The sequence below is a fragment of the Neobacillus ginsengisoli genome, from assembly GCF_030813055.1.
Map to the genome: position 1 here is coordinate 49,985 of NZ_JAUSTW010000003.1, position 20,965 is coordinate 70,949.

The 20,965-nt window shown below is 37.3% G+C and carries 18 protein-coding genes and 1 pseudogene; 5 read left to right on the top strand and 14 right to left on the bottom strand.

All coding sequences use genetic code 11. From position 1 onward, the window contains the following. Nucleotides 1-165: 165 nt before the first annotated feature. The 10 genes and pseudogenes from J2S10_RS09345 to J2S10_RS09390 form a co-directional block, all read right to left on the bottom strand. A complete protein-coding gene (locus tag J2S10_RS09345; RefSeq protein ID WP_307406894.1) occupies nucleotides 166-2,304 on the bottom strand; it encodes a sigma 54-interacting transcriptional regulator in 2,139 nt (712 codons plus the stop codon). A 127-nt stretch (nucleotides 2,305-2,431) separates the two neighbouring features. Further along, entirely contained in the window at nucleotides 2,432-2,680 is a 249-nt protein-coding gene (locus tag J2S10_RS09350; RefSeq protein ID WP_307406896.1) for a biotin/lipoyl attachment domain-containing protein, read from the bottom strand. 26 nt (nucleotides 2,681-2,706) lie between these two features. Beyond that, complete coding sequence (locus J2S10_RS09355) at nucleotides 2,707-2,997, bottom strand: SAV0927 family protein (protein WP_307406897.1); 291 nt, start codon at nucleotides 2,995-2,997, stop codon at nucleotides 2,707-2,709. Nucleotides 2,998-3,052: 55 nt separating this feature from the next. Next, nucleotides 3,053-4,345, bottom strand: coding sequence for a Glu/Leu/Phe/Val family dehydrogenase (locus tag J2S10_RS09360; protein ID WP_307406899.1), 1,293 nt, complete (start codon nucleotides 4,343-4,345; stop codon nucleotides 3,053-3,055). 240 nt (nucleotides 4,346-4,585) lie between these two features. After that, nucleotides 4,586-6,019 carry an APC family permease gene (locus J2S10_RS09365; RefSeq protein WP_307406901.1) on the bottom strand — a complete coding sequence of 478 codons (1,434 nt, stop codon included), beginning with the start codon at nucleotides 6,017-6,019 and terminating at the stop codon, nucleotides 4,586-4,588. A 503-nt stretch (nucleotides 6,020-6,522) separates the two neighbouring features. After that, nucleotides 6,523-7,104: a TetR/AcrR family transcriptional regulator gene (locus J2S10_RS09370; protein ID WP_307406903.1), complete on the bottom strand. Its 582-nt coding sequence runs from the start codon at nucleotides 7,102-7,104 to the stop codon at nucleotides 6,523-6,525. A gap of 138 nt (nucleotides 7,105-7,242) precedes the next feature. Further along, nucleotides 7,243-8,205: an agmatinase gene (gene speB / locus J2S10_RS09375; RefSeq protein WP_307406905.1), complete on the bottom strand. Its 963-nt coding sequence runs from the start codon at nucleotides 8,203-8,205 to the stop codon at nucleotides 7,243-7,245. A gap of 223 nt (nucleotides 8,206-8,428) precedes the next feature. Beyond that, nucleotides 8,429-8,539: pseudogene (locus J2S10_RS09380) on the bottom strand (DUF2533 family protein); the annotation flags it as partial. A gap of 21 nt (nucleotides 8,540-8,560) precedes the next feature. Continuing rightward, nucleotides 8,561-9,907: an APC family permease gene (locus tag J2S10_RS09385; RefSeq protein WP_307406907.1), complete on the bottom strand. Its 1,347-nt coding sequence runs from the start codon at nucleotides 9,905-9,907 to the stop codon at nucleotides 8,561-8,563. A gap of 494 nt (nucleotides 9,908-10,401) precedes the next feature. Next, nucleotides 10,402-10,998: a cell wall hydrolase gene (locus J2S10_RS09390; RefSeq protein ID WP_307406910.1), complete on the bottom strand. Its 597-nt coding sequence runs from the start codon at nucleotides 10,996-10,998 to the stop codon at nucleotides 10,402-10,404. A 341-nt stretch (nucleotides 10,999-11,339) separates the two neighbouring features. Here J2S10_RS09390 and J2S10_RS09395 point away from each other — a divergent pair, with 341 nt between their 5' ends. Next, nucleotides 11,340-11,444, top strand: coding sequence for a YjcZ family sporulation protein (locus J2S10_RS09395; RefSeq protein WP_307406912.1), 105 nt, complete (start codon nucleotides 11,340-11,342; stop codon nucleotides 11,442-11,444). A 96-nt stretch (nucleotides 11,445-11,540) separates the two neighbouring features. On the opposite strand, the gene J2S10_RS09400 is transcribed toward J2S10_RS09395, so the two are convergent. The 4 genes from J2S10_RS09400 to J2S10_RS09415 all read right to left on the bottom strand — a co-directional run bounded on the left by J2S10_RS09400 (nucleotide 11,541) and on the right by J2S10_RS09415 (nucleotide 16,777). Then, nucleotides 11,541-12,041: a hypothetical protein gene (locus J2S10_RS09400; protein ID WP_307406914.1), complete on the bottom strand. Its 501-nt coding sequence runs from the start codon at nucleotides 12,039-12,041 to the stop codon at nucleotides 11,541-11,543. Nucleotides 12,042-12,641: 600 nt separating this feature from the next. Then, nucleotides 12,642-13,862 (bottom strand): amidohydrolase, encoded by a 1,221-nt coding sequence (locus J2S10_RS09405; protein WP_307406917.1) that lies wholly within the window; start codon nucleotides 13,860-13,862, stop codon nucleotides 12,642-12,644. A gap of 36 nt (nucleotides 13,863-13,898) precedes the next feature. Beyond that, nucleotides 13,899-15,119: an amidohydrolase family protein gene (locus tag J2S10_RS09410; protein ID WP_307406921.1), complete on the bottom strand. Its 1,221-nt coding sequence runs from the start codon at nucleotides 15,117-15,119 to the stop codon at nucleotides 13,899-13,901. Nucleotides 15,120-15,199: 80 nt separating this feature from the next. Continuing rightward, nucleotides 15,200-16,777 (bottom strand): glutathione ABC transporter substrate-binding protein, encoded by a 1,578-nt coding sequence (locus J2S10_RS09415; RefSeq protein ID WP_307406923.1) that lies wholly within the window; start codon nucleotides 16,775-16,777, stop codon nucleotides 15,200-15,202. A 301-nt stretch (nucleotides 16,778-17,078) separates the two neighbouring features. Between J2S10_RS09415 and J2S10_RS09420 the strand changes: the two genes are divergently transcribed. Genes J2S10_RS09420 through J2S10_RS09435 form a run of 4 tightly spaced genes read left to right on the top strand, consistent with a single transcriptional unit; the run spans nucleotide 17,079 to nucleotide 20,961 of the window. Continuing rightward, entirely contained in the window at nucleotides 17,079-17,981 is a 903-nt protein-coding gene (locus tag J2S10_RS09420) for an ABC transporter permease (protein ID WP_307406925.1), read from the top strand. A 30-nt stretch (nucleotides 17,982-18,011) separates the two neighbouring features. Then, nucleotides 18,012-18,932, top strand: a complete 921-nt coding sequence (gene nikB / locus J2S10_RS09425; protein WP_307406927.1) for a nickel ABC transporter permease — start codon at nucleotides 18,012-18,014, stop codon at nucleotides 18,930-18,932. Between the two features lie 16 nt (nucleotides 18,933-18,948). Further along, complete coding sequence (locus J2S10_RS09430; protein WP_307406929.1) at nucleotides 18,949-19,965, top strand: ABC transporter ATP-binding protein; 1,017 nt, start codon at nucleotides 18,949-18,951, stop codon at nucleotides 19,963-19,965. Then, nucleotides 19,966-20,961, top strand: a complete 996-nt coding sequence (locus J2S10_RS09435; protein ID WP_307406932.1) for an ABC transporter ATP-binding protein — start codon at nucleotides 19,966-19,968, stop codon at nucleotides 20,959-20,961. The last annotated feature ends 4 nt before the right edge of the window (nucleotides 20,962-20,965 follow it).

Below are 20,965 nucleotides of genomic sequence, written 5' to 3' on the forward strand. Positions count from 1 at the left end.
AATATTGCAAGAACTGTGCCAACTCTTAATGAACCACAATATTGTAAATTTTTTATTGTTAAAGCTAAATTGTTATTCAATTTTGCATAAATCTATTACTTTATGCATAATGCTGATCCAAATTAAAAAAGCTGTTTCAGATTTGATTTCTGAAACAGCTTTTGATTAGTGGGTAGATAAGTTTTCTATATTTATGTTTTTTTCACTTAGAATCTTTTGATATTTTCTGCTAACGGAGGACTGACTTATTCCTAATGCTTTCGCAGCCTTTGTGGTCGTTTTATATTGGTTCATCGCCATGACAATCAGCTGTTCTTCTACTTGATCCATAGCCTCTTGCAGAGGAATCACCCTCGTAATTACTGGCTTCATTTTTTTATATTCATATCCGAATGATAAAAATTGACTTACAAACTCGGCATCTATTGCCTGTTCATCGGCCGAAACAACCAATCTTTCAATAATGTTTTGTAGTTCTCTAACGTTACCAGGCCAAGGGTAAAACTCAAGGACATTAATGGCATCAGGTGTTAGATGGTAATTCCGATCGTATCTTTCATTTAGCTGCTGAAGAAAATGAAAGGCCAGCAAGGAAATATCCTCTGTCCTTTCTCTTAAGGGCGGTATATGAAGAGGAATGACATTTAAGCGATAAAATAAATCCTCACGGAAGGTTCCCTCTTCCACCATTTTTTCTAACTTTTTATTAGTTGCTGCAATGATTTGAACATTAACCTTAATTGGAGTTGTACTTCCAACCGGTATTACTTCTTGTTCCTGAAGTACACGTAAAAGCTTTACTTGAAGATGCAAAGGCATTTCGCCAATTTCGTCTAGAAACAAAATTCCTTGATCAGCCTGTTTGAAGTACCCTTCTTTCCCATTTTTATCAGCACCGGTAAAAGAACCTTTTGCATATCCAAAAAGTTCACTTTCCAATAAATTTTCCGGAATTGCACCACAATTCAATTTAAGAAACTGTTTAGAGGATCGTTTTCCTAATTGATGAATTGCCTGTGCAATCACTTCTTTTCCTACTCCGGATTCTCCGTTAAGGAGGACTGTGGAAGAGAAATCAGCAATTTTCCTCGCCTGATTAATGATTTTTTCCATTTTTGGACTACAATAAATAAGCTTCTTTAAAAAGCGATCCTTACTTTTAAAATCATCTAATTCTTTCTTATATTGCTCCGATATTTTTTTCATTTCTTTAAGTTCGGTTTTTAGCCGCGTCGTTTCTGTTATATCTCTTGATGCAATGATAATACGGTCAAGCTGATTATTTTCATTAAACACGGGATTTCCGACGGCAAGGATTTTTCTTCCATTATTCGTTTCTTGAACAACGGAGACTTTTTTCTTACTTTCCATTACGAGCCTTGTTACGGAGGGAGTAAAAAGACCTTTATCTTCAAGCTCAAGAATATTTTTTCCAACAAGTTCCTTTAAATCAACCTTCCAGAAATCTTGAATGATATTTTCACTGAACCTGATTAATTCCCCTTTCGCATTCACAACAAGTATTTCATCGTAAATACTGGATAAAATGGCGTTCAAATCTTTATTTAAATCCTTAATATATTCAATTTCCATCGCCATTTCTTCCACCATCGGAAGGTCCTGTACGACGATAACAATTCCATCCACTTCATTATCATAGTTCAAAATAGGGCTATAATCGACCAGGACCCCCATTTCATTGGTAATTTCAAGATGGTTAAGGAGTGTTTTTCCTGTGGCAAATACGGTGTTTATTCGTTCGCCATTAAAAATAGTTTCTGCCGGAAAATTCAACACCTTATCACGGCTTGACTTAATCATTTTTAAACCAGCCTCGTTGCAATTAATGATTCGTCTTTCCTTATCCAATACAAAAATCCCCATTGGAATAGAAGTAAGGATGATTTTTAATAAATCCACACTTTTATTCTCCTGCTTAAAAAGCTCAGCCAGGACGTCTTCTCTTCGAATATAACCTGCCTGCTGGCCGTCCTCACCCCTAATAATCGCAAACGGTTCCCCAATAATTTGGAATAATATCGGTAAAGAAATATGCTCGCTAAGATGACAGATGCTTTCAATTGGTTCAGCTTGTTCAAGTAAGACCTCTATCGCGGAATTGTTTTTTTCCATTTTCTCTATTAAATGATTATTTAAAGTAACATATGCACATAATTTATCCTGTTTTTTTAAGAATAAAAAGGGTTCTTTTAGATTGTTTATGGTCGCTCTTAGAACTTCTTCGTTTCCATCAACTGCGACTGAAATGATGGGTTTAATTTTATCTTTTGCTACTGAAAACATATTTTACATCCCCCTTTAATCCTCATCTCTCTTATACTATCATTTAATACAGAATCTTTTAAATAAAAATAAAAATAAAATAAAAAGAGAAGATGCTGTTTCCATCTTCTCTTTTTAATGGAGGTTATTAATCGCTTCCTGTTACAAATATATCTTCTTTTATATAGGCAAGGACCATCCCGGGAATCACATCATCTCCTTCTTGCACCTCCAGAGATTCTACCTCCCCACTTACACCGGTTCGAATTATTTCTTGATTGCCTTCTTCTGTTTTAATCATAAATAAAGTTTCCCACTCATAAATTCTAGACTCACTATTTATCGAGATTTTTTCAACTTTCCCGTAAAATGGACTAACAACTACTCCAAAATACATTTATTTTCCCTCCCCATGTTACATGATTAATATTGCTCGTGAAAAGGTTGAGGTTGTAAAACAAGGCCAAAGAATTCTTGAAAATCAGGAATGTCCTCTGCTTCAATTCCTAATTTCGATGCCCAGTAATGATCTAAATGGGTATCATCCTGGCAAAGCAAAACCATTTTTCCACTTTGGATGGAGGTTACCATTGCCTTTCCAAAAAATTGCTCTGAGTATCCAATGGTTAAATCATAGCGATGGTTATTGGAAATAAGACAAAAATAATGCAAATTCTGACGTTCATTCTTTTCTGAAATAATTTCCAACTTCATTGAAAATTCCTCCTTTTTGTTATTAAAATAAAATTATGTTTAGTAAATTAGTAATCTAATATTTTAGCCATCCTCTTAGCCTAGAGGCTTCCGCTAACCTTTGAATACCTTCTATATAAGCAGCAATTTTCATGTTAACCCCATACCTTTTCGAGGTATCATAGACATTTAAAAAGCTTGAAGTTATTTTTTCTTTTAATCTTTCATCGACTGTATCCTCAGTCCAGTAATAGCCTTGATTGTTCTGGCACCACTCGAAATAAGAGACTATGACTCCGCCTGAATTAGCTAAAATATCAGGTACAACAAGAATCTCTCGCTCATCAAGAATAGTTAAGGCTTCTTTCGTTGTTGGCCCATTTGCCGCTTCAATGACAATATTACAATTAAGTTTAGATGCATTTTTTTTGTTGATTACACCAGAGATAGCCGCAGGAATTAAGACATCACATTCTTTTTCCAATAATTCCTGATTAGGGATTGATTGACTAAACTGATTGGAAACAATTCCAAAGGAATCCCTTTTATTTAGTAAGTACGGAATATCCAATCCATTTTCATCATATAAACCGCCAAGCAAGTCACTAATTCCGATTACTTTTGCTCCTAAATCATATAAATACTTTGCCAGGTAGCTTCCTACATTCCCAAAACCTTGAATAATCACTCTCAAATTCTCTAATGGAATATTCTTTAATTCACTGACCATTTGAAGAGTGTATAGAACACCTTTTGAAGTTGCCGTTTCCCTACCTTTTGATCCACCTAAAGCAATTGGTTTGCCCGTGATAAAACCAGGGGAATCGAATTCTCTAATATGATCGTACTCATCGAGCATCCATGCCATAATTTGCGAGTTGGTATACATATCAGGCGCCGGGATATCCTTTGTTGGGCCAACCATTTGACTAACTGCACGAACGTAGCCCCGGCTCAATCTTTCTAGTTCATTCGAACTCATTTGACGCGGGTCACAAACAATCCCGCCCTTTGCACCACCGTATGGAAGATCCGTAATTCCACATTTTAAGCTCATCCAGCCAGCCAAAGCTTTTACTTCTTCAGGAGTTACATCCGGATGAAATCGAATTCCACCTTTTGTCGGTCCTGGTGCGTCATTATGCTGAGCCCGGTATCCTTGGAAAATTCTTGTTTGCCCATTATCCATTTGAACCGGGATACTTACTTCTAAAAATCTCATTGGCTTCTTTAAGAATTCAAATACTTGTGGAGGATAGTTTAGGATGTTTACTGCTTCTTTTAATGTTTCTTGAAACTCAAGAAGTGAATTATCCTTTTCCTTTATCGATTCATCATTCTTTTTCATTCCCAAAGATTCAGCCGCCATTTTAACACCTCATTTTTTATTGTTAATGAATAATTAAGCAAGTTCCGTGCCAACTAAAAATAGCTGATTTTAATAACTTTTTTAAATAAAAGAATGTAAGCGCTATGAAAATATGACTTTATTATGCAGTTTTGAATAAAATGTATTTTTAAGTTGTTCGAAACAAAAGGTCAAAAAAAAACGCATTCCCCGAGAATGCGCTTTTCACTAATAAATTCTATTCCATTCGTATTTTTGGGCTTAACCTTCGACTTTGATCGACGGATCATGGACTTGTGTCGGAAAATCAGGATTCCAGCTTTCCAAACCATCCGTATAGAAACTGCTGCGATACTTTCTACGATAGTACATAAGTGGGAAAATCCCTATTACCAACGATCCAATTCCAACTAAATTAGTGACTAAATCTAGTTGTTTAATATCGTAGATTGCAATAAACCAAAGGAAAATACCTGCAGCAAGCGGCCAAACGATACGCATTAAAACATCTTTACCATCCCTAACCTTACGATAATACCATGCACAGGAAAAGCCAGTCAGACCATAGTAAAAGGCGATTTGCAGTCCGATGGCATTAATCGCATCTGTCATCAATGAATTGATTCCACTACTAAACGTAGAAAGCACAAATAAGACAAGGGCAACAATTCCTATGACAATACTTGATACCCATGGTGTTTTGAATTTCGGATGGAGCTCTCCAAATTTCTTGTTCATGACTTGGTCCCGCCCCATAGAAAAGAATGTCCGAGTCGATTGTAAAAGTGACGTTTCCAAAGTTGCGATTGTACTTATCATCACAGCTATAATCGCGATATCACCCCAAGGACGCGGGAAAATTAGATCCCCGATCACTGGGAGTAAATTTGTACTTGCCTTGTTTATTTGAACATTACTCATTCCCATTTGAAGCGTTACTTGCAACAATTCAAACAGCAGGAAAATACAAATCATACCATATACTCCGCCTTTTCCAGGAGCGTTATGGCGATCTGCAGTTTCCTCCGTCAAGTTCGCCGTTACATCCCATCCCCAGTAATAGAAAACAGCAACCAGAGAACCTGCGACAAAGGTACTAAAGCTAAATCCAGACGGTAAAAACCAACTCCATGAAAAATGATGAACAGGGTGTGCTGAAAATTTGATCAAAGCCCCAATCGTGATAATAATCAAAATCCCAATTTCAATAATAGTCATAATTTTCTGAAATTTAGCTGTAATCTCAACTCCAATCATTACTAAAATATTCATTGCGATAAACCAGAACGCACCTGCAATAGTCACAGCTAACACATTATTCGCTAACTTAGGTGCGATTAGGTCCAGTGTAACGGTCCCTGCAGGCAATGAGCCAGCAATCATAAAGAGAGTCGTTGAGATAAGCAGTGCCCATCCACTCATAAATCCAAGACTTGGGTTAATAGACCTGCCCACCCATGCATAACTTGCGCCCGAATCAGAACGCCAACGATTCAGATACATAAACGCAAAGGCTATCCCAAACATAACGATTGCAGCATATAAAAGGGATCCAGGCCCCATGAATCCCACCGCTGCAACTAATGAAGCAGTACTCGCAGATAACGAATAGACAGGGGCTGTTCCTCCAATCCCCAACATTACCGATTCCAATGAACTGATTGCATTTGCCTTGAGTCCTTTTGTTTCCGCCATAAACTAGTATCTGCCTCCCCTTTGACCTATTTTCTTTGATAAAATGCAATATAAGAAACTGGTGTAACCGTTTTCATTTGATTGTAAGTTCATCTGGATAAACTAAACTGCCCTTAAGGATATAAGTATTCTATAGGATCTCGGATCCCCCCTTATGGATTGCCTTTATGGACTTGTTTATTTCCCTATGCAACTGTGGCAATTGATTACCAATTGGCTGATTTACAACATTTCTTACTTCTTCCGATTCTCGCGAATTGGCAATTGATTTGCATGTGTGCGACTTTCGTCTTCCAATCACACCTCCTTTAGATCTTAACTTCCCTCACTTTTATTTATGCAATAATCATTCCAACCTGGATTCCGATGTTTTTTCATACGAATCAACCAAAATGGCTCTCTTATCAATGCAAATGTGAATAACATATGACAATTTGCATAGAAGCAGTAGCCGGAAATTACACGAGGCCATTAATATAGAAGAAGCTGATTATAATAAGCTTTTAATCATTTTTAAGTCCAAACCAAAAATTGGTCCAAATATTTAATATCCTTGGTTTCATCTTTTCAACACCATAATAAGATAATTCAATAAAAATCCCGTCAATTAAACAATAATAAGATATAATAAAATCATCAATGTTCCCCTTACGAATTTCTCCATTTTCCATGCCTTTATTGATAACTGTTCTTAAAATAGCGGACATCGCCTCTTCTGAAACCATAAACTGTTCATGCAATTGTTCCTTCAAGTTCTCTGGGGGGAAAAAGACTGCTCTGTTAAGAAAAGTAGATTGTTCCTCATAATCAATATAATATTGAAACGTTAAGTCAAGTATTTGAAATAACTGCTCTTTTGCATTTAAACCCTTTATATCTTCTATTAATTTTTCTACCTTATGTACGTGAAACCATAAAATATTCTCATAAATGGTAAAGAAGATTTCTTCTTTACTTTTAAAATGATTATAAATAGAAGGTTTTTGGATTCCAACTGCCTTTGCAATTTCAGACAAGCTGGTTCCTTCATATCCATTTTTAGCAAATAGCGCTAAAGCTGCCGCAATAATCTTATCTTTGGTCATATTTTTCCTCCGAGACTATGTTAAGTTATCTAAATTATAAACTTGTAATAGAGGGTAGTCTAAATTATGTATCTTATTTAATCAAAAAAAGCCCTGTTTTTTATACAGAAACAGAACTTTTTCCTTTTTTAATTTATTTTAGACAAGATCGATTGAGCAATTATTATTTTCTTTTACAATTTTCAATGTGGCCAAACTAGCGAATTCATGGACAAGCGTGGCTGCTAAAAGTGAAGTAATTTGAGTAGGATCATAGGATGGCAATACTTCCACTAAATCAAAGCCGATAAAATTAAAATCTGTTAAAGTGCGAATCATTTTTAAGGTTTCCATGCTATTGTATCCCCCGACCTCAAGTGTCCCTGTTCCCGGAGCACAGGAAGGATCGACAAAATCAATATCAAACGTTAAGAAACACGGCGTATCGCCAATCACCTCCTTCATTTTACGTAAAATACTCTCAAAACCACGTTCGTGTATATCAGGGGTTGTGATGACATTGTACCCTAAATCATAGCTTGCCTCTAAGTCTCCAGGATGATTCAGTGTCCCTCTTATTCCGATCTGAAATACCTTATTTGGGATTAATAACCCCTCTTCATATGCACGGATAAATGGAGAACCGTGCCAATATTTTTCATCATAATAAGTGTCCCATGTATCAGTATGGGAATCAAAATGAATCATCGCCACAGGCCCATATTTTTTACTTGCAGCACGAAGATTGGCTAAAGTAACGGAATGGTCACCCCCTAAACCAATGGGAATGATCTTTTTATCAATCAACCCAAACATGGCATCTTCAATCAATTTATAACTACGATGGATATTATGCGGAATGACAGATACATCCCCAATATCAATAGCATTGCTGACTTCAAAAGGATATACCTTATGAATCGGGTGGTATGGAAATAACGTCATCGATGCTTGACGAATGGCTTGCGGTGCAAAGCGGGCTCCCACACGAAAAGACGCCGCAGTATCAAAAGGCATTCCTACAATGGCTAATTTCGCATCTTCTCTAGAAGAAGGTAACCTCATAAATGTTCCCGTCGTACAAAACTCTGGCTTTACATCTGGGGATAGCGGATATTTCATTTTTTTCCTCTCCTCATTTTCACTAACTACCGATAGTTAGTTTTATATGGATTATATCTGTAACTAACAGAATAGTCAAACTATTATTTATAAATATTTTCAATATAGTAAGCTATTTTTCTCAAAAATTATTTAAATCTTTCTTAATCATCTAAAAAGCAGCAGATTTCATTTTTAGAGATCTGCTGCTTTTTGTTCTAATGATTATAAGGTTAATTCTCATTTATTTCGATTTCACTGCATATTCTCGAACCATTTCGAAGACAAGTTTTTGCGTCGGGATAATTCCCAGCCGAGCCAGTTCATTTATTCGTTTAGAGACTTCATTTATTTTATTCGTTGTAAACTATTATAATTAAGAAGCCCTATCCGCTTCTTCAAAAGCAAGATCGGCAATTTTGTGTTTAAAGAATTTGGTTTGGAAAAGCATATAGATAAACCCAATACCAGCCCAAACAAGACCCCCTATGAGTGCATCAGCATGTAAGTTAGACCACAAAATCCCCGTTGATCCTGCCCCAATTATAGGCATAATCAGGTAAGAGAAAATCTCTTTTACCGTTTTATATCTTTTTTGGCGGAACACGAAATAGGCAATGACAGATAAGTTGACGAAAGTAAAAGCAATCAACGCTCCAAAGTTGATAACGGAAGAAACTAACTCTAGGCTAGGAGCTATGGCAAGCAATGAGATAACTCCAACCAGGATTACATTAAATGCAGGTGTCCTGAATTTCGGATGAACATAACCGAACACCTTTCTTGGAAGTACACCATTTCGGCCCATTACGTACAAAAGCCGAGATACACTTGCGTGTGATGCAAGTCCGGAAGCAACTGTTGCAGCAAAAGCCCCTGCAAGGAAAATCAGTTTAAAGAGGGTTCCACCAACATACAATCCAATTTCAGGTAACGTGTCGTCGGTGTTTTTGAAATGTGAGACATCTGGAAATAGTGCTTGTGCGAAATAACCAGCAACGAAAAAGATGGCCCCGCCAATCAGGACTGTCAACATGATCGCCCTAGGCATCGTTTTTTGATCAATTGCCTCTTCGGCGTACATTGTTACGGCATCAAATCCAATAAAGGAGAAACAAACCACTGTTGCTCCTGTCAAAACAGGGCCGAGATGCACATTGGAATGGAAAAGTGGTTGTGTTGTGAAAATGGTACCTTGTCCCATCCCGTGGGAAAACTGAACAAAGGCAAGTACGATAAAGGCCACAATTAACACAATTTCAAAAACAACAAGGATTGAATTCAAATTTGATGTTTGCCCCATACTCCATGCATTAATTCCAGTGACGATGGCGACATAACCGACAACCCAAATCCACGCTGGTACCGAAGGAAATATGGATACCATGTAAATACGAATAATCAATGCATTAACCATGGGAAGAAGGATATAATCTAGTAATGCTGCCCAGCCGACAATGAATCCAAGATGCGGGTTCATTGTCTCTCTTGTATACGTATATGCCGATCCAGCGCTGGGAAATACCTGTACCATCTTCCCGTAACTAATGGCTGTAAACAGCATTACAGCCAAAGCTGTAATGTACGCGAGCGGGACAACACCATTTGTTCCTTTGGACACAATCCCAAATGTATCAAACACAATTGTAGGTGTCATATAGCCTAATCCAAGCCCTACGATTGCCCATAGGCCAAGTGAACGCTTAAGGGTAATATTCTCCAATTTGATCAACTCTCCTTTTGGTCCGCATTTTCTTTTTACTCAGCATTGAAAGCGATTTCAATTTGTTCTAAACATTTAAGAAATTCTAAATCTGTAATGGCTCACCCAATTTAATCGTTCATCACTCCTTCTCACATTTTAACTAAATAACTAACTATTTTAAATAGTTGCAATTTTCATACCAAACATTTTAATTAACATTTCAAGTGGATTTTTTTCTTCAATGGACCGTGGTACCTCGACTTCATTTATCAAATTTGCTGCCTTTTTTAGTTACATAAAGAGAGGAGCCTTAAATTTTATGAAATTTTGCATAACCTAATCTAATTTGCATAAATAGAAAATTCGTCCAGTTCACCTAATTCTAGGGCTATCTAAATTCACAAATATCAGAATCATAAAAATTCAACAAACAAAAAAAGCAGTGGATTCCGAAAAATTAGAATCCACTGCTTTTTTATCTATTTTTAATGACAATAATTAGCAAAGCTAAATTATTTCGCAAATCGATGATTTCCAATTGTGACTGTTACATGACGAGAAAATACCCACGAGCTTTTAGAGGTTTTAGGATTGTAGAAAAATAAAGAGCCATTTCCCTTTCCACTAAAAGCAATAGCTTCATTTACAGCTCTTTTAGAAGCAGCATCCGCCGGTTGATTTATTGTGCCATTTTCAACAGGTGTAAAAGCATAATGTCCATTTGCAATTTGATAGATAACGCTTTTAATACTTGATGGGAAGTCGGGACTTTTTACTCTATTCAAAATTACCGTCGCAACAGCAACTTTGCCGGCGTATGGTTCTCCTACTGCTTCCGCATGAACAAGTCGTGCCATTAAGTCTTTATCGGCTGCTGAAATCGGGGAGTTTGGAATTAGCATATTTTCCCCTGCATAAAGTGTCTTGCTTCGGTTTGCTTCCATTAAGCTTTTCAAGGGAACACCGAATCCTTTTGCGATTTTCCAATATGTTTCACCGTAATGTACTTTGTGAGTTACGGTTGCTGCTTCTGATTGATTAGTTAACGTAAATGCTGACATTGATACTATTAAACCTGCTGCTATAATAAGTTTTTTAATTTTTTTCATAAACATTACCTCCTAGTAGTTTCGCTCGTTTCTCTACTACTAAGGCTATCAGTTGTAATACTCTTATTCAGTACCCAAAAAATGGAAATGTATTTTCAGTTGTGATCAACCTCATTATAAAGGCTTTTCGCGAAAGATTGGAATTGATATCCTTTTCTATTTAATTTCCTAGTATTGGATTCAGTGGATATAAATGGTTCATTTCTTACATAATTTTCGGCAATGTAACATGAAAAAACTTTTAAATAAATCCATTATTTTTAATATATTTCAACCATTGTCCATTACAAAAGATAAAATAATACATACGTTGTAATGACAAGCAATAGGAGGTGATAATTATGTCTGATCATCATCATCATCACAATAACAACATGGCGATAGTCGTCGTTCTATTTGTTTTATTAATCATCGTGGGAACAGCTTTCATGGGTGGCATGTACTAATAGAAATTTCTATTTGAACTGCCCAACTATCCAGTTTCAGGGCATTTTTAAGCAGGAGCGGAAACCCTTTGGATCATCTGCTTCTTTTTTATGTTTTTAAGCTTCATAAATCTCAAGTTCATGGAGTTTCTTTTTAATAAATCGAAAGAGGATGATCAAAACAATCGCAGAAATCGGGTAAGTGGGAATCGAATAATACATCTTCCAGCCAGTATAGGTCAAAACATGATTTTTAAGACATAACCACTCAAAGAATAGTGAATATACGGTCCAAAACAGAATATACCATACGGTTTTTTTTCCATAAAGTTCCCACTTATCATAGGCATATAAAAAGAGTAAGGATGCACTAGGATACATAAATAAATGAAATAATGCAGCAGAAGCCTCATAGGTAGCATTATCGGAAAAATAATAAAGTTTGAAGGGAGTGGCAGCAAGAAAATAATCAATGGATGCAACAAATTCGATATTGAATACCCAAATAATAATAACCAAAACAGGCGGAAAGTACTTACGGATTAATAAAAACATAGAGAAAATAATAGTTGATGATATAATGATAAACCATTCATTCCAATCAAAGGTAAAATTCAAAAATTCAAGCCTCCTTTAAAAAGAAATTTACGAAAGAACCTCATAAATACAATTAAAAACAACAAAGCCACCAACCAAAAGGCGAATGACCACCATATCACCCAATGAACATGGATAAGTACACCTAATAAATTTGCTAGCCATTCCATCCCTACTAAAAGCAAAATAAAACCGATGATTAACAGTAGCTTTTTCGAAAGAGTACTTATGATAAGAAAAAAATGAAGAAAAGTAACCATCAATAAAGGAAAAAGCACGATGCGGTTAAGAAAATGTGCTAATTCAATACTAAACTTATCGGGAATAATTAAAGTTTTATAATTCATATAGCAAATTGCTGAAAAGTTTTGAAAAAGATAGGAACCGACCATCCAATAAACGAAGATTTCAAGGATATGAAAGCCTCTCTTTTTGTATTTAATAAAAAGAAATAGGGCGATAATATTCAAGGTGGCATAAAAGAACAGAACCATTTACTTATTACTCCCTCTGTTTTATTTTCCTTAGTGGAAAAACATATCCTTGAATTTTCTTCCTATCCTCTTATCTTGTTCAAATCTCTACCTTTTATAAACATAAACTTTTTAACTTTCATAATGTTTAAATTTGTCCTGCTACAATATTCCCTTTAAAAATAACAGCTTCTCGTTTTGGGGTTCTTGCAGCCGCCTCAGCTGAGGATGAAGCATTAATGAGGACAAGGCTTGCTTCATCACCTACAAGCGGCCATTTAACCTCTCCGTCCATGCCTAATGGAGTAGATCCTCCTATTGCCCATTTTAATGATTGTCCAAGAGAGCGCTCATCACTCCTTCGGTAAAGTTCACAATACCTCGTTACCTTTTCTAATAGATCGCCGTTTCCAAATGGTGCCCATGAATCATAATAACCATCGCAGCCCAAATAAACCTGTACACCTTTCTTATCAAGCAGTTCGATAGGCGGTAGTGATTTTGTAATTGGAATCGTTGACATAATTGACATTCCTAATTCCTTAAGTTTATCAGCAAGGCTCTCAGCCTGATTCTGTGGAACTTCTCCTAAGCAAAACGCATGGCTAACTGCAGTCCGGTTGTGCCATTTCGCTTCTTCCACCATTTCAGCAAGCTTTTCAATCGTATAAAATCCGACATGACCACCATCATGTAAATGAATATCCACATCTGCATTAAATTCAGTTGCTAAATTCATGACTTCAAAAAGTGATTTTTCAATATTACGGTCTATACCTGCCGGATCTAATCCCCCGACTATTTGGGCACCCGATCTCATAGCCTCTTTCATAAGAGGAATCACATTCTCTCTTAATAGACCATGCTGAGGGAATGCAACTATTTCATACGTTAATCGATCTGAGTATTCCTCAAGCGCTGCCTTTACACCCTCCAAATTTTTCAGCCCTATATACGGGTCGATATTTACATGTGTCCGGATATGTGTTGAACCATTCGACAGGATCATTTCAATGATTTTACTTGCCCTTTGCTTTGTTGTTGGCGCCAGCTTTTTTAGTTCCAATGCCTCTAAACGGAGACGCTCTTTAAGATTTTTAATTGGGATACAAGACTTCCATTTAAGGGAAAGATATGTTTTATCTAAATGATTGTGCATTTCTTTAAATGTCGGTACCGCCAAAAGCCCTTTTCCACCGACGGTTTTTTCTCCAGCCGGAATTACAAAACTATTATTCTGTTTATCAATTATCTTGCCATCCTGAATTTTCAAATGGAAAAGTTCAGTTTTTGTTTCATATACATCTTTTTCATCTTTTATATAGCCGGTTTCTAGCCGAACATTGGTTAACCAATATGGTACAGCCATTTCTTTTCCTCCTCACTATTTTGCAATTACAAATTTTTACTCTCCGCGTTTACTTTCAACTTTTTTACCTTTAAAAAATAAAGCTTCCACATTTGCCCGTCTTGCAACTGCTTCTGCCGAACATGTCGCATTCACAAGCATCATTGTTGCATCGTCTCCAACCTTCGGCCAAACACGTTCACCTTTTTCATTTAAGGGAGTAACTCCACCAGTAGCATGCTTTAAGGTTGATGATAATGAATATTCGTCAATCATGCGGAATCTTTCCGCTAAAATACTAAGCTTTTGAATCGTATTTCCTGTACCAAATGGCGACCAGTGATCGGTAATGCTGTCATGCCCAACTGAAACTTGTATACCCAATTTGTCTAGTGTAGGAATCGGAATCGTTGGCCGATTTACAGGTACAGTGGTAGTTACATCTATTTCCTGTTCCTTTAATATTTCTGCCATCTCAATCAGTTCTTCTCCCTGTAAATCGCCTAAAGCGATTCCATGGCTAATCGTCGTTTTCCCTTTTAATCCTGCTTCCTTCGTGTAATGAGCCATTCTTTCAAAGGTAAACGCGCCTAATGTATTGGGATCATGAAGATGAATATCTACCCCTGCATTTGCTTGAACTGCAATATCAAAAATCGTTTCAAGTGATTTTTCAATATTTCGGTCCACAGTGGCAGGATCCACACCTCCAACAAGTGTTGCACCATTTCGCATCGCATCACGAATTAATTGAACGGAATCACTTCTTAACAATCCGTGCTGTGGAAATGCTACGATTTCATATGTGAGAACATCTTTATATTTTTCTAGGGCATTAACAGTAGCCTCTAAATTTTTCAAACCAATGACTGGATCCACATTACAATGTGTTCGAATATGAGTGTGACCATTATGGAGAAACAGTTCAATCATCTTCTCAGCCCGCTCTTGTGCGGTTGGCAATAACTTAGGCAGAAGCTCCTTTTCTTCTTCTAATCGAGTAAAAATTCCTTTTGTGATTGGGGTGCAAGCCTTCCAAGGGCCTCCATAATAAGTTTTGTCAATGTGAATATGCATATCCCTTAATGATGGCAAAAGAATTCTCTCCTTCGCATCAACGTGATTCTCCTCAGGTTTAGGAGATTGATAACTGATGTCTGCAATTTTTCCTTCTGAGATTTTCAAATGACAAATTTCCGTCTCCGTTCCAGTAATTCGTCCATTTTCATTAATGAACCCTTTTTCTAAGCGGACATCCTTTATCCAGAATGCGTTCATTCATATCACTCCTATTTTTTAAATTCATTTTCTTATGATGAGTAAAGAGGCACTCATCAGATGTAAGTGCCTCTAAATAATTACTTAATTGTCACATCGTTAATCATTAAATAGCTTGCAGGATTTAACCAAAAGCCACTGACATTTTTACTATTGGCTGCAATGTGTTCATAATTACGGATTGGGACATAAACAGCATCGTCTAATTCGATTTTCATAGCTTTCTCATAAAGCTCTTTACGTTTTGCTTCATTTGTTTCCCTGCGTGCCTGTTCGATAAGTTTGTCCACTTCGGGATTACTATAATAGAAGGAATTTCCAGCAGGTCCTTGTGAAGCGGAATGGAATAGGTTGTATTGGTTATAATCCCCATCTCCCGTTGCATTGCCCCATCCACCAATGGCCATATCATGTTCGCCTTTTGCGAGCATGTCAACATAGGCACCATATTCCATAACCTGAACTTTCACATCAACCCCAATCCCTTTTAACTGAGATTGAATAACCTCGGCCATGTTAATACGCTCCTTACGATCGCTAGTTAACAAGGTTAACTTTAATCCTTTTTCATATCCTGCTTCCTTCAACAATTTTTTCGCTTCATTTAAATCATAATTATATGGCTTTACATTTTTGCTATACCCAAATACCTTTGGGCTCATTGCTGAATTTGCAAGCGTACCTACATTATTGTAAACACCCTTAATAATCGCTTCTCTCTCAATCGCATGGCTAATCGCCTTACGAACTCTAACATCATCAAATGGCTTTTTCTTTACATTAAAACCAACATATTCGACAGCTAATCCATCTGTACGATATAGTCCCATTGTTTTCGACGCTTCGATTCTATCAATCTCCGTGACCGGAACTTGATCATTAATTTGCGCCTCACCTGTTTCAATCATTGCTAAACGTGTAGCATCTTCAGGAACAACTTTAAAGACAACTCGGTCGATTTTTGCTTTTTTACCCCAGTATTTATCATTTTTCGTTAATGAAATTTCTTGGCCTGATTTCCAAGAATCAAATACAAATGGTCCCGTCCCAACAGGATGCTGAGCAAGTGATTGAGGGTTTTCCTTCAATGCTTTCGGACTTATGATACTTCCTTCACTGCTAGCTAAGATAGATAAGAGTGGTGCATACGGATATTTAAGCACTAACTGAACTGTATAATCATCGATAATTTTTACTTCATTAATCATTTCAAACTTTGCACGTGATGGTGATCCTGTTTTTGGATCTAATAATCGATCAAAGGTCGCTTTTACCGCCTCCGCATTAAACAGTGTGCCATCATGGAAAGTTATACCTTTTCTAAGCTTGAACTCCCATGTTGTATCATTAACCAATTTCCATGATTCAGCTAATAGCGGCTGAATATTCATGTCCTTATCTGGTACAACTAATGTTTCATAAACTTTTTGATAGACAATATTTGCTGATGGGATATCTGTAATAAAATGTGGATCCAGTTTTGTAGCATCGGAAAGACGAACAACTGTTAACGTCCCTCCTTCTTTTACTGCTCCAGGCTTATCTCCCGCCCCTTTTTCCGTGGTTGATTTCGTTGAGCATGCTTGTGTGAATAGTAGAACTAACCCTATTAAAACGAGTAATATCCCGTTTTTAAATGTTCGTTTTTTCTTTTCCATTTTCCTCTCCCCTTTTTGTAAGATTCCGACTATAAACGCTGAATTAATCTTTTACATCCCTCCTTATTGCTTATCTGAATTATAGAAGATGAATTATTAGAATATTTACAGAATATTTACATCTTTTTTTAATATTTTGACAACTAACTTGAAAAACATTTAACATTCCTGATAATTTTGATAATTTGAACATAATTCTTTTTATTGAAAGAAGAATAAGGCTAAGAAAGGAGGCACTCTGTGACACAACGTTTCTTATTATTTCATCCAATAAATAAAAAATTTCAGAGGGGGGAATTTCATGTCAGTAGAAGTAAAAACTGAACTTTCTGTTGCCTTGCCGCAAACAGTTACCTATCAAAAAACATCTAAATGGAGGGAATCTCTTTCCGTATTAATGGATAATAAAGCAGCTATGGCAGGAGCCTTCATCATTATCTTCTATCTATTTGTTGCCTTGTTTGCTCCCTTGCTTGCTCCTTATGATCCATACGCGGTCGAATTGACAAATAAACTTTTACCGCCCTCATTGGTTCACTGGATGGGGACAGATGATAAAGGAAGAGATATATTAAGTAGAATAATTTTTGGTACTCGATTATCTATAGGAGTTGGCTTCGCCGCGGTTTTATTTGGCGCCATTTTTGGAATAATATTTGGACTCATTGCGGGTTTTTACGGGAAATGGGTCGATTCTATTATTATGCGTATCATGGACATAATGCTAGCATTCCCAGGAATCCTATTAGCGCTAGCGATCATTAGTGCCCTTGGTCCGAGTTTAATAAACGTTACAATCGCCGTTGGAGTTTTCTCGATACCCCTATTCGCAAGAATTGTTCGAGGTTCAACATTAGAGGTGAAGCGCCTGGAGTATATCGATGCGATCCGTTCCCTAGGTGCAAATGATTTTACAATCATTAGCAAACATATTTTTCCGAATATTTTGTCACCCATTATTATCCAAGGAACTTTGAGGCTTGCAACAGCGATTCTTTCTGCCGCAGGCTTATCTTTCTTAGGACTTGGTGCACAACCACCTTCACCTGAATGGGGAACAATGCTCAGTAACGGCAGAGATTTCATCTTTTCAGCGCCTTTTATGGCCCTATTCCCAGGCTTAGCTATTTCTATTCTTGTACTTGGCTTTAATATTTTGGGAGATGGATTACGTGATGCATTTGATCCACGCATGAAGAAATAATCAATCGTTTATAAGGAGGCTAACATATCAATGCTAATCTTTATTATCCGCCGGCTGTTACAGACGATTCCAGTAATAATTGGAGTAACCTTTGTTGTCTTTTTTATTATGCACCTAGTCCCAGGGGACCCTGCAGTTTTGCTAGCAGGTGAGGGTGCCTCTAAAGACACTATCAATGGAATACGTGAATCATTGGGTTTAAACCGTCCTTTATATATTCAATATTTCGATTACTTATTAAGTATTTTCCAAGGTGACCTTGGAGTTTCCTTAAAAAACAGCCAGCCAGTATTGAACGAAATATTAGTAAGACTTCCAATTACAATGGAGCTCGCCTTTTATAGTATTATAATCACCATTGTTCTCGGAATGTTAGCTGGTATCATTTCTGCTGTTAAACAATATACACTGACAGATGTTAGTGTAATGATAGTTGCTTTACTAGGCATATCATTACCAAGCTTTTGGTTAGGTTTGATGCTCATGTATTTCTTTTCTGTTAAACTACAAATTTTACCTGTTGCAGGTTGGGAAAGCTGGCAAAATATTATCCTACCAGCTATTACTCTAGGAGCAAGTGGGGCAGCCATCGTCGCAAGGATGACAAGATCAAGTATGCTAGAGGTTATCCGCCAAGATTATGTCCGGACTGCTCGTGCAAAAGGATTGCGTGAACGAGTTATTATTTATAAACACGCATTAAGAAATGCGTTAATTCCAGTTATCACTGTTGTTGGTTTACAATTCGGTGCATTACTTGGAGGAACAGTCCTGGTCGAATCCATTTTTGCCATTAATGGGTTGGGGAGAATGATTGTTGATGCAATAAGAATGAGAGATTTACCAATGGTGCAGGGCGGGGTCCTATTTGCATCCCTTATCTTTGTAATCGTAAATTTATTTGTTGATATATTCTATCGATTCTTTAATAAACGGATTGAATTAAATTAAAAGGTGGTGATTTATCTTGCTTGAAAAAAAAGAACCTATTTTAGAAGTTAAAGGGCTTAAAACCCATTTCCATACAAAACGAGGAATCAGCAAAGCAGTTGACGGGATTGATTTTACACTCCACAAAGGAGAAACATTGGGGATCGTTGGAGAATCAGGTTGTGGAAAAAGTATGACGTCCCTTTCCATCCTGCGTCTTATTCCTTCTCCTCCAGGAAAAATTGCTGATGGATCCATCCTTTATAAAGAAAAAGATTTAGTAACCCTGCCAGAGTCAGAAATGCGAAAGATTCGCGGTAACGACATTTCGATGATTTTCCAGGAACCAATGACATCGCTTAATCCGGTCATTAGTGTTGGCGAACAAATTGCCGAAGCGGTTAGGATGCATCAAAAAATGGGAAAAAAGGATGCATGGAACAAAGCGGTTGAAATGCTTAGAATAGTCGGGATTCCTTCCCCTGAAAAACGTGCAAAACAAGAGCCGTTTCAGCTAAGCGGGGGGATGCGTCAGCGGGTAATGATCGCGATGGCACTCGCCTGTACACCAGAAGTATTAATAGCCGACGAACCTACCACAGCATTGGATGTGACCATTCAAGCGCAAATTTTAGAGTTGATCAAGGACCTCCAAAACAAGCTGGGGATGGGTGTTATCATGATCACTCACGATTTAGGCGTTGTTGCAGAAACATGCGATATGGTTGCAGTTATGTATGCTGGGAAAATCGTCGAATATGCGTCGACGGAAAAGATTTTTTCCAATCCACATCACCCGTATACACAGGGATTGCTAGACTCCTTACCAAAAATTCATGAGGACCGGGAAGAATTACAGACGATTGAGGGGACAGTGCCAAGTCCATACAACATGCCGGAAGGATGCCGTTTTGCATCACGCTGTCCATATCAACAGCCAATCTGTGCAACACAGCAGCCAGAGTTGATTGAACAAGATGACAACGTGAAGGTTCGATGCTGGAAATATACAGACCAATGGACAGATCAACCCCAGATAGAGGAGGTGGTTTAAATGGAAATAGCTATAGATAAAAAAGTTCTTTTACAAGTGGAACATTTAAAACAATACTTTCCTGTTAAAACAGACTCATTGTTTAAACCTAAAGCATATGTAAAAGCTGTTGACGATGTTTCCTTTCACCTGTATGAAGGTGAAACTTTAAGCATTGTTGGCGAATCCGGATGCGGCAAATCGACAACGGGAAGAGCCATCCTAAGGCTAGATGAACCAACAGACGGAAAGGTTTACTTTGACGATCAAAACATCTTAGAATTGAATAGGAACCAAATGCGTAAATTGCGCGGCGACCTGCAGGTTATTTTCCAAGATCCGTTTGCATCACTTAATCCGCGCCAAACGATTAAGCAAATATTAAATGAGGCGATGGCGATTCAACAAGTCGTCCCAAAACCAAAAAGAATGGAGCGGATGCTTGAGTTACTTGGTTATGTAGGATTACCTTCTGAGGCTTTGGATCGGTACCCACATGAATTCAGCGGCGGGCAGCGCCAGCGGATTGGTATAGCGAGAGCCCTTGCTGTTAATCCTAAATTAATTATTTGCGATGAGGCGGTTTCTGCATTAGACGTTTCCATCCAAGCGCAAATTCTTAATTTGTTAAAAAAGCTGCAGAAGCAATTCCAGCTGACATTTTTATTCATTTCTCATGATTTAAGTGTGGTCAGACATATTTCGGATCGAGTAATGGTTATGTATCTAGGGAAAGTAGTAGAAATAGCCGAGAAAAAGGATTTATTCGATTCACCGATGCATCCTTACACAAACGCATTATTATCTGCTATTCCTGTCCCAAATCCTGAGGTGAAAAAGGAGAGAATATTATTAAAGGGAGACGTTCCATCCCCGATTGATCCTCCATCAGGCTGCCGTTTTCACACTCGGTGCCCTTTTGCTGCAGAGAAATGTAAAACGGAGGAACCAACACTTCGAGAAATCAAAAAAAATCATTTCGTTAGCTGTCATTTCGCTGGGAATCTTCAGAACTAAGGAG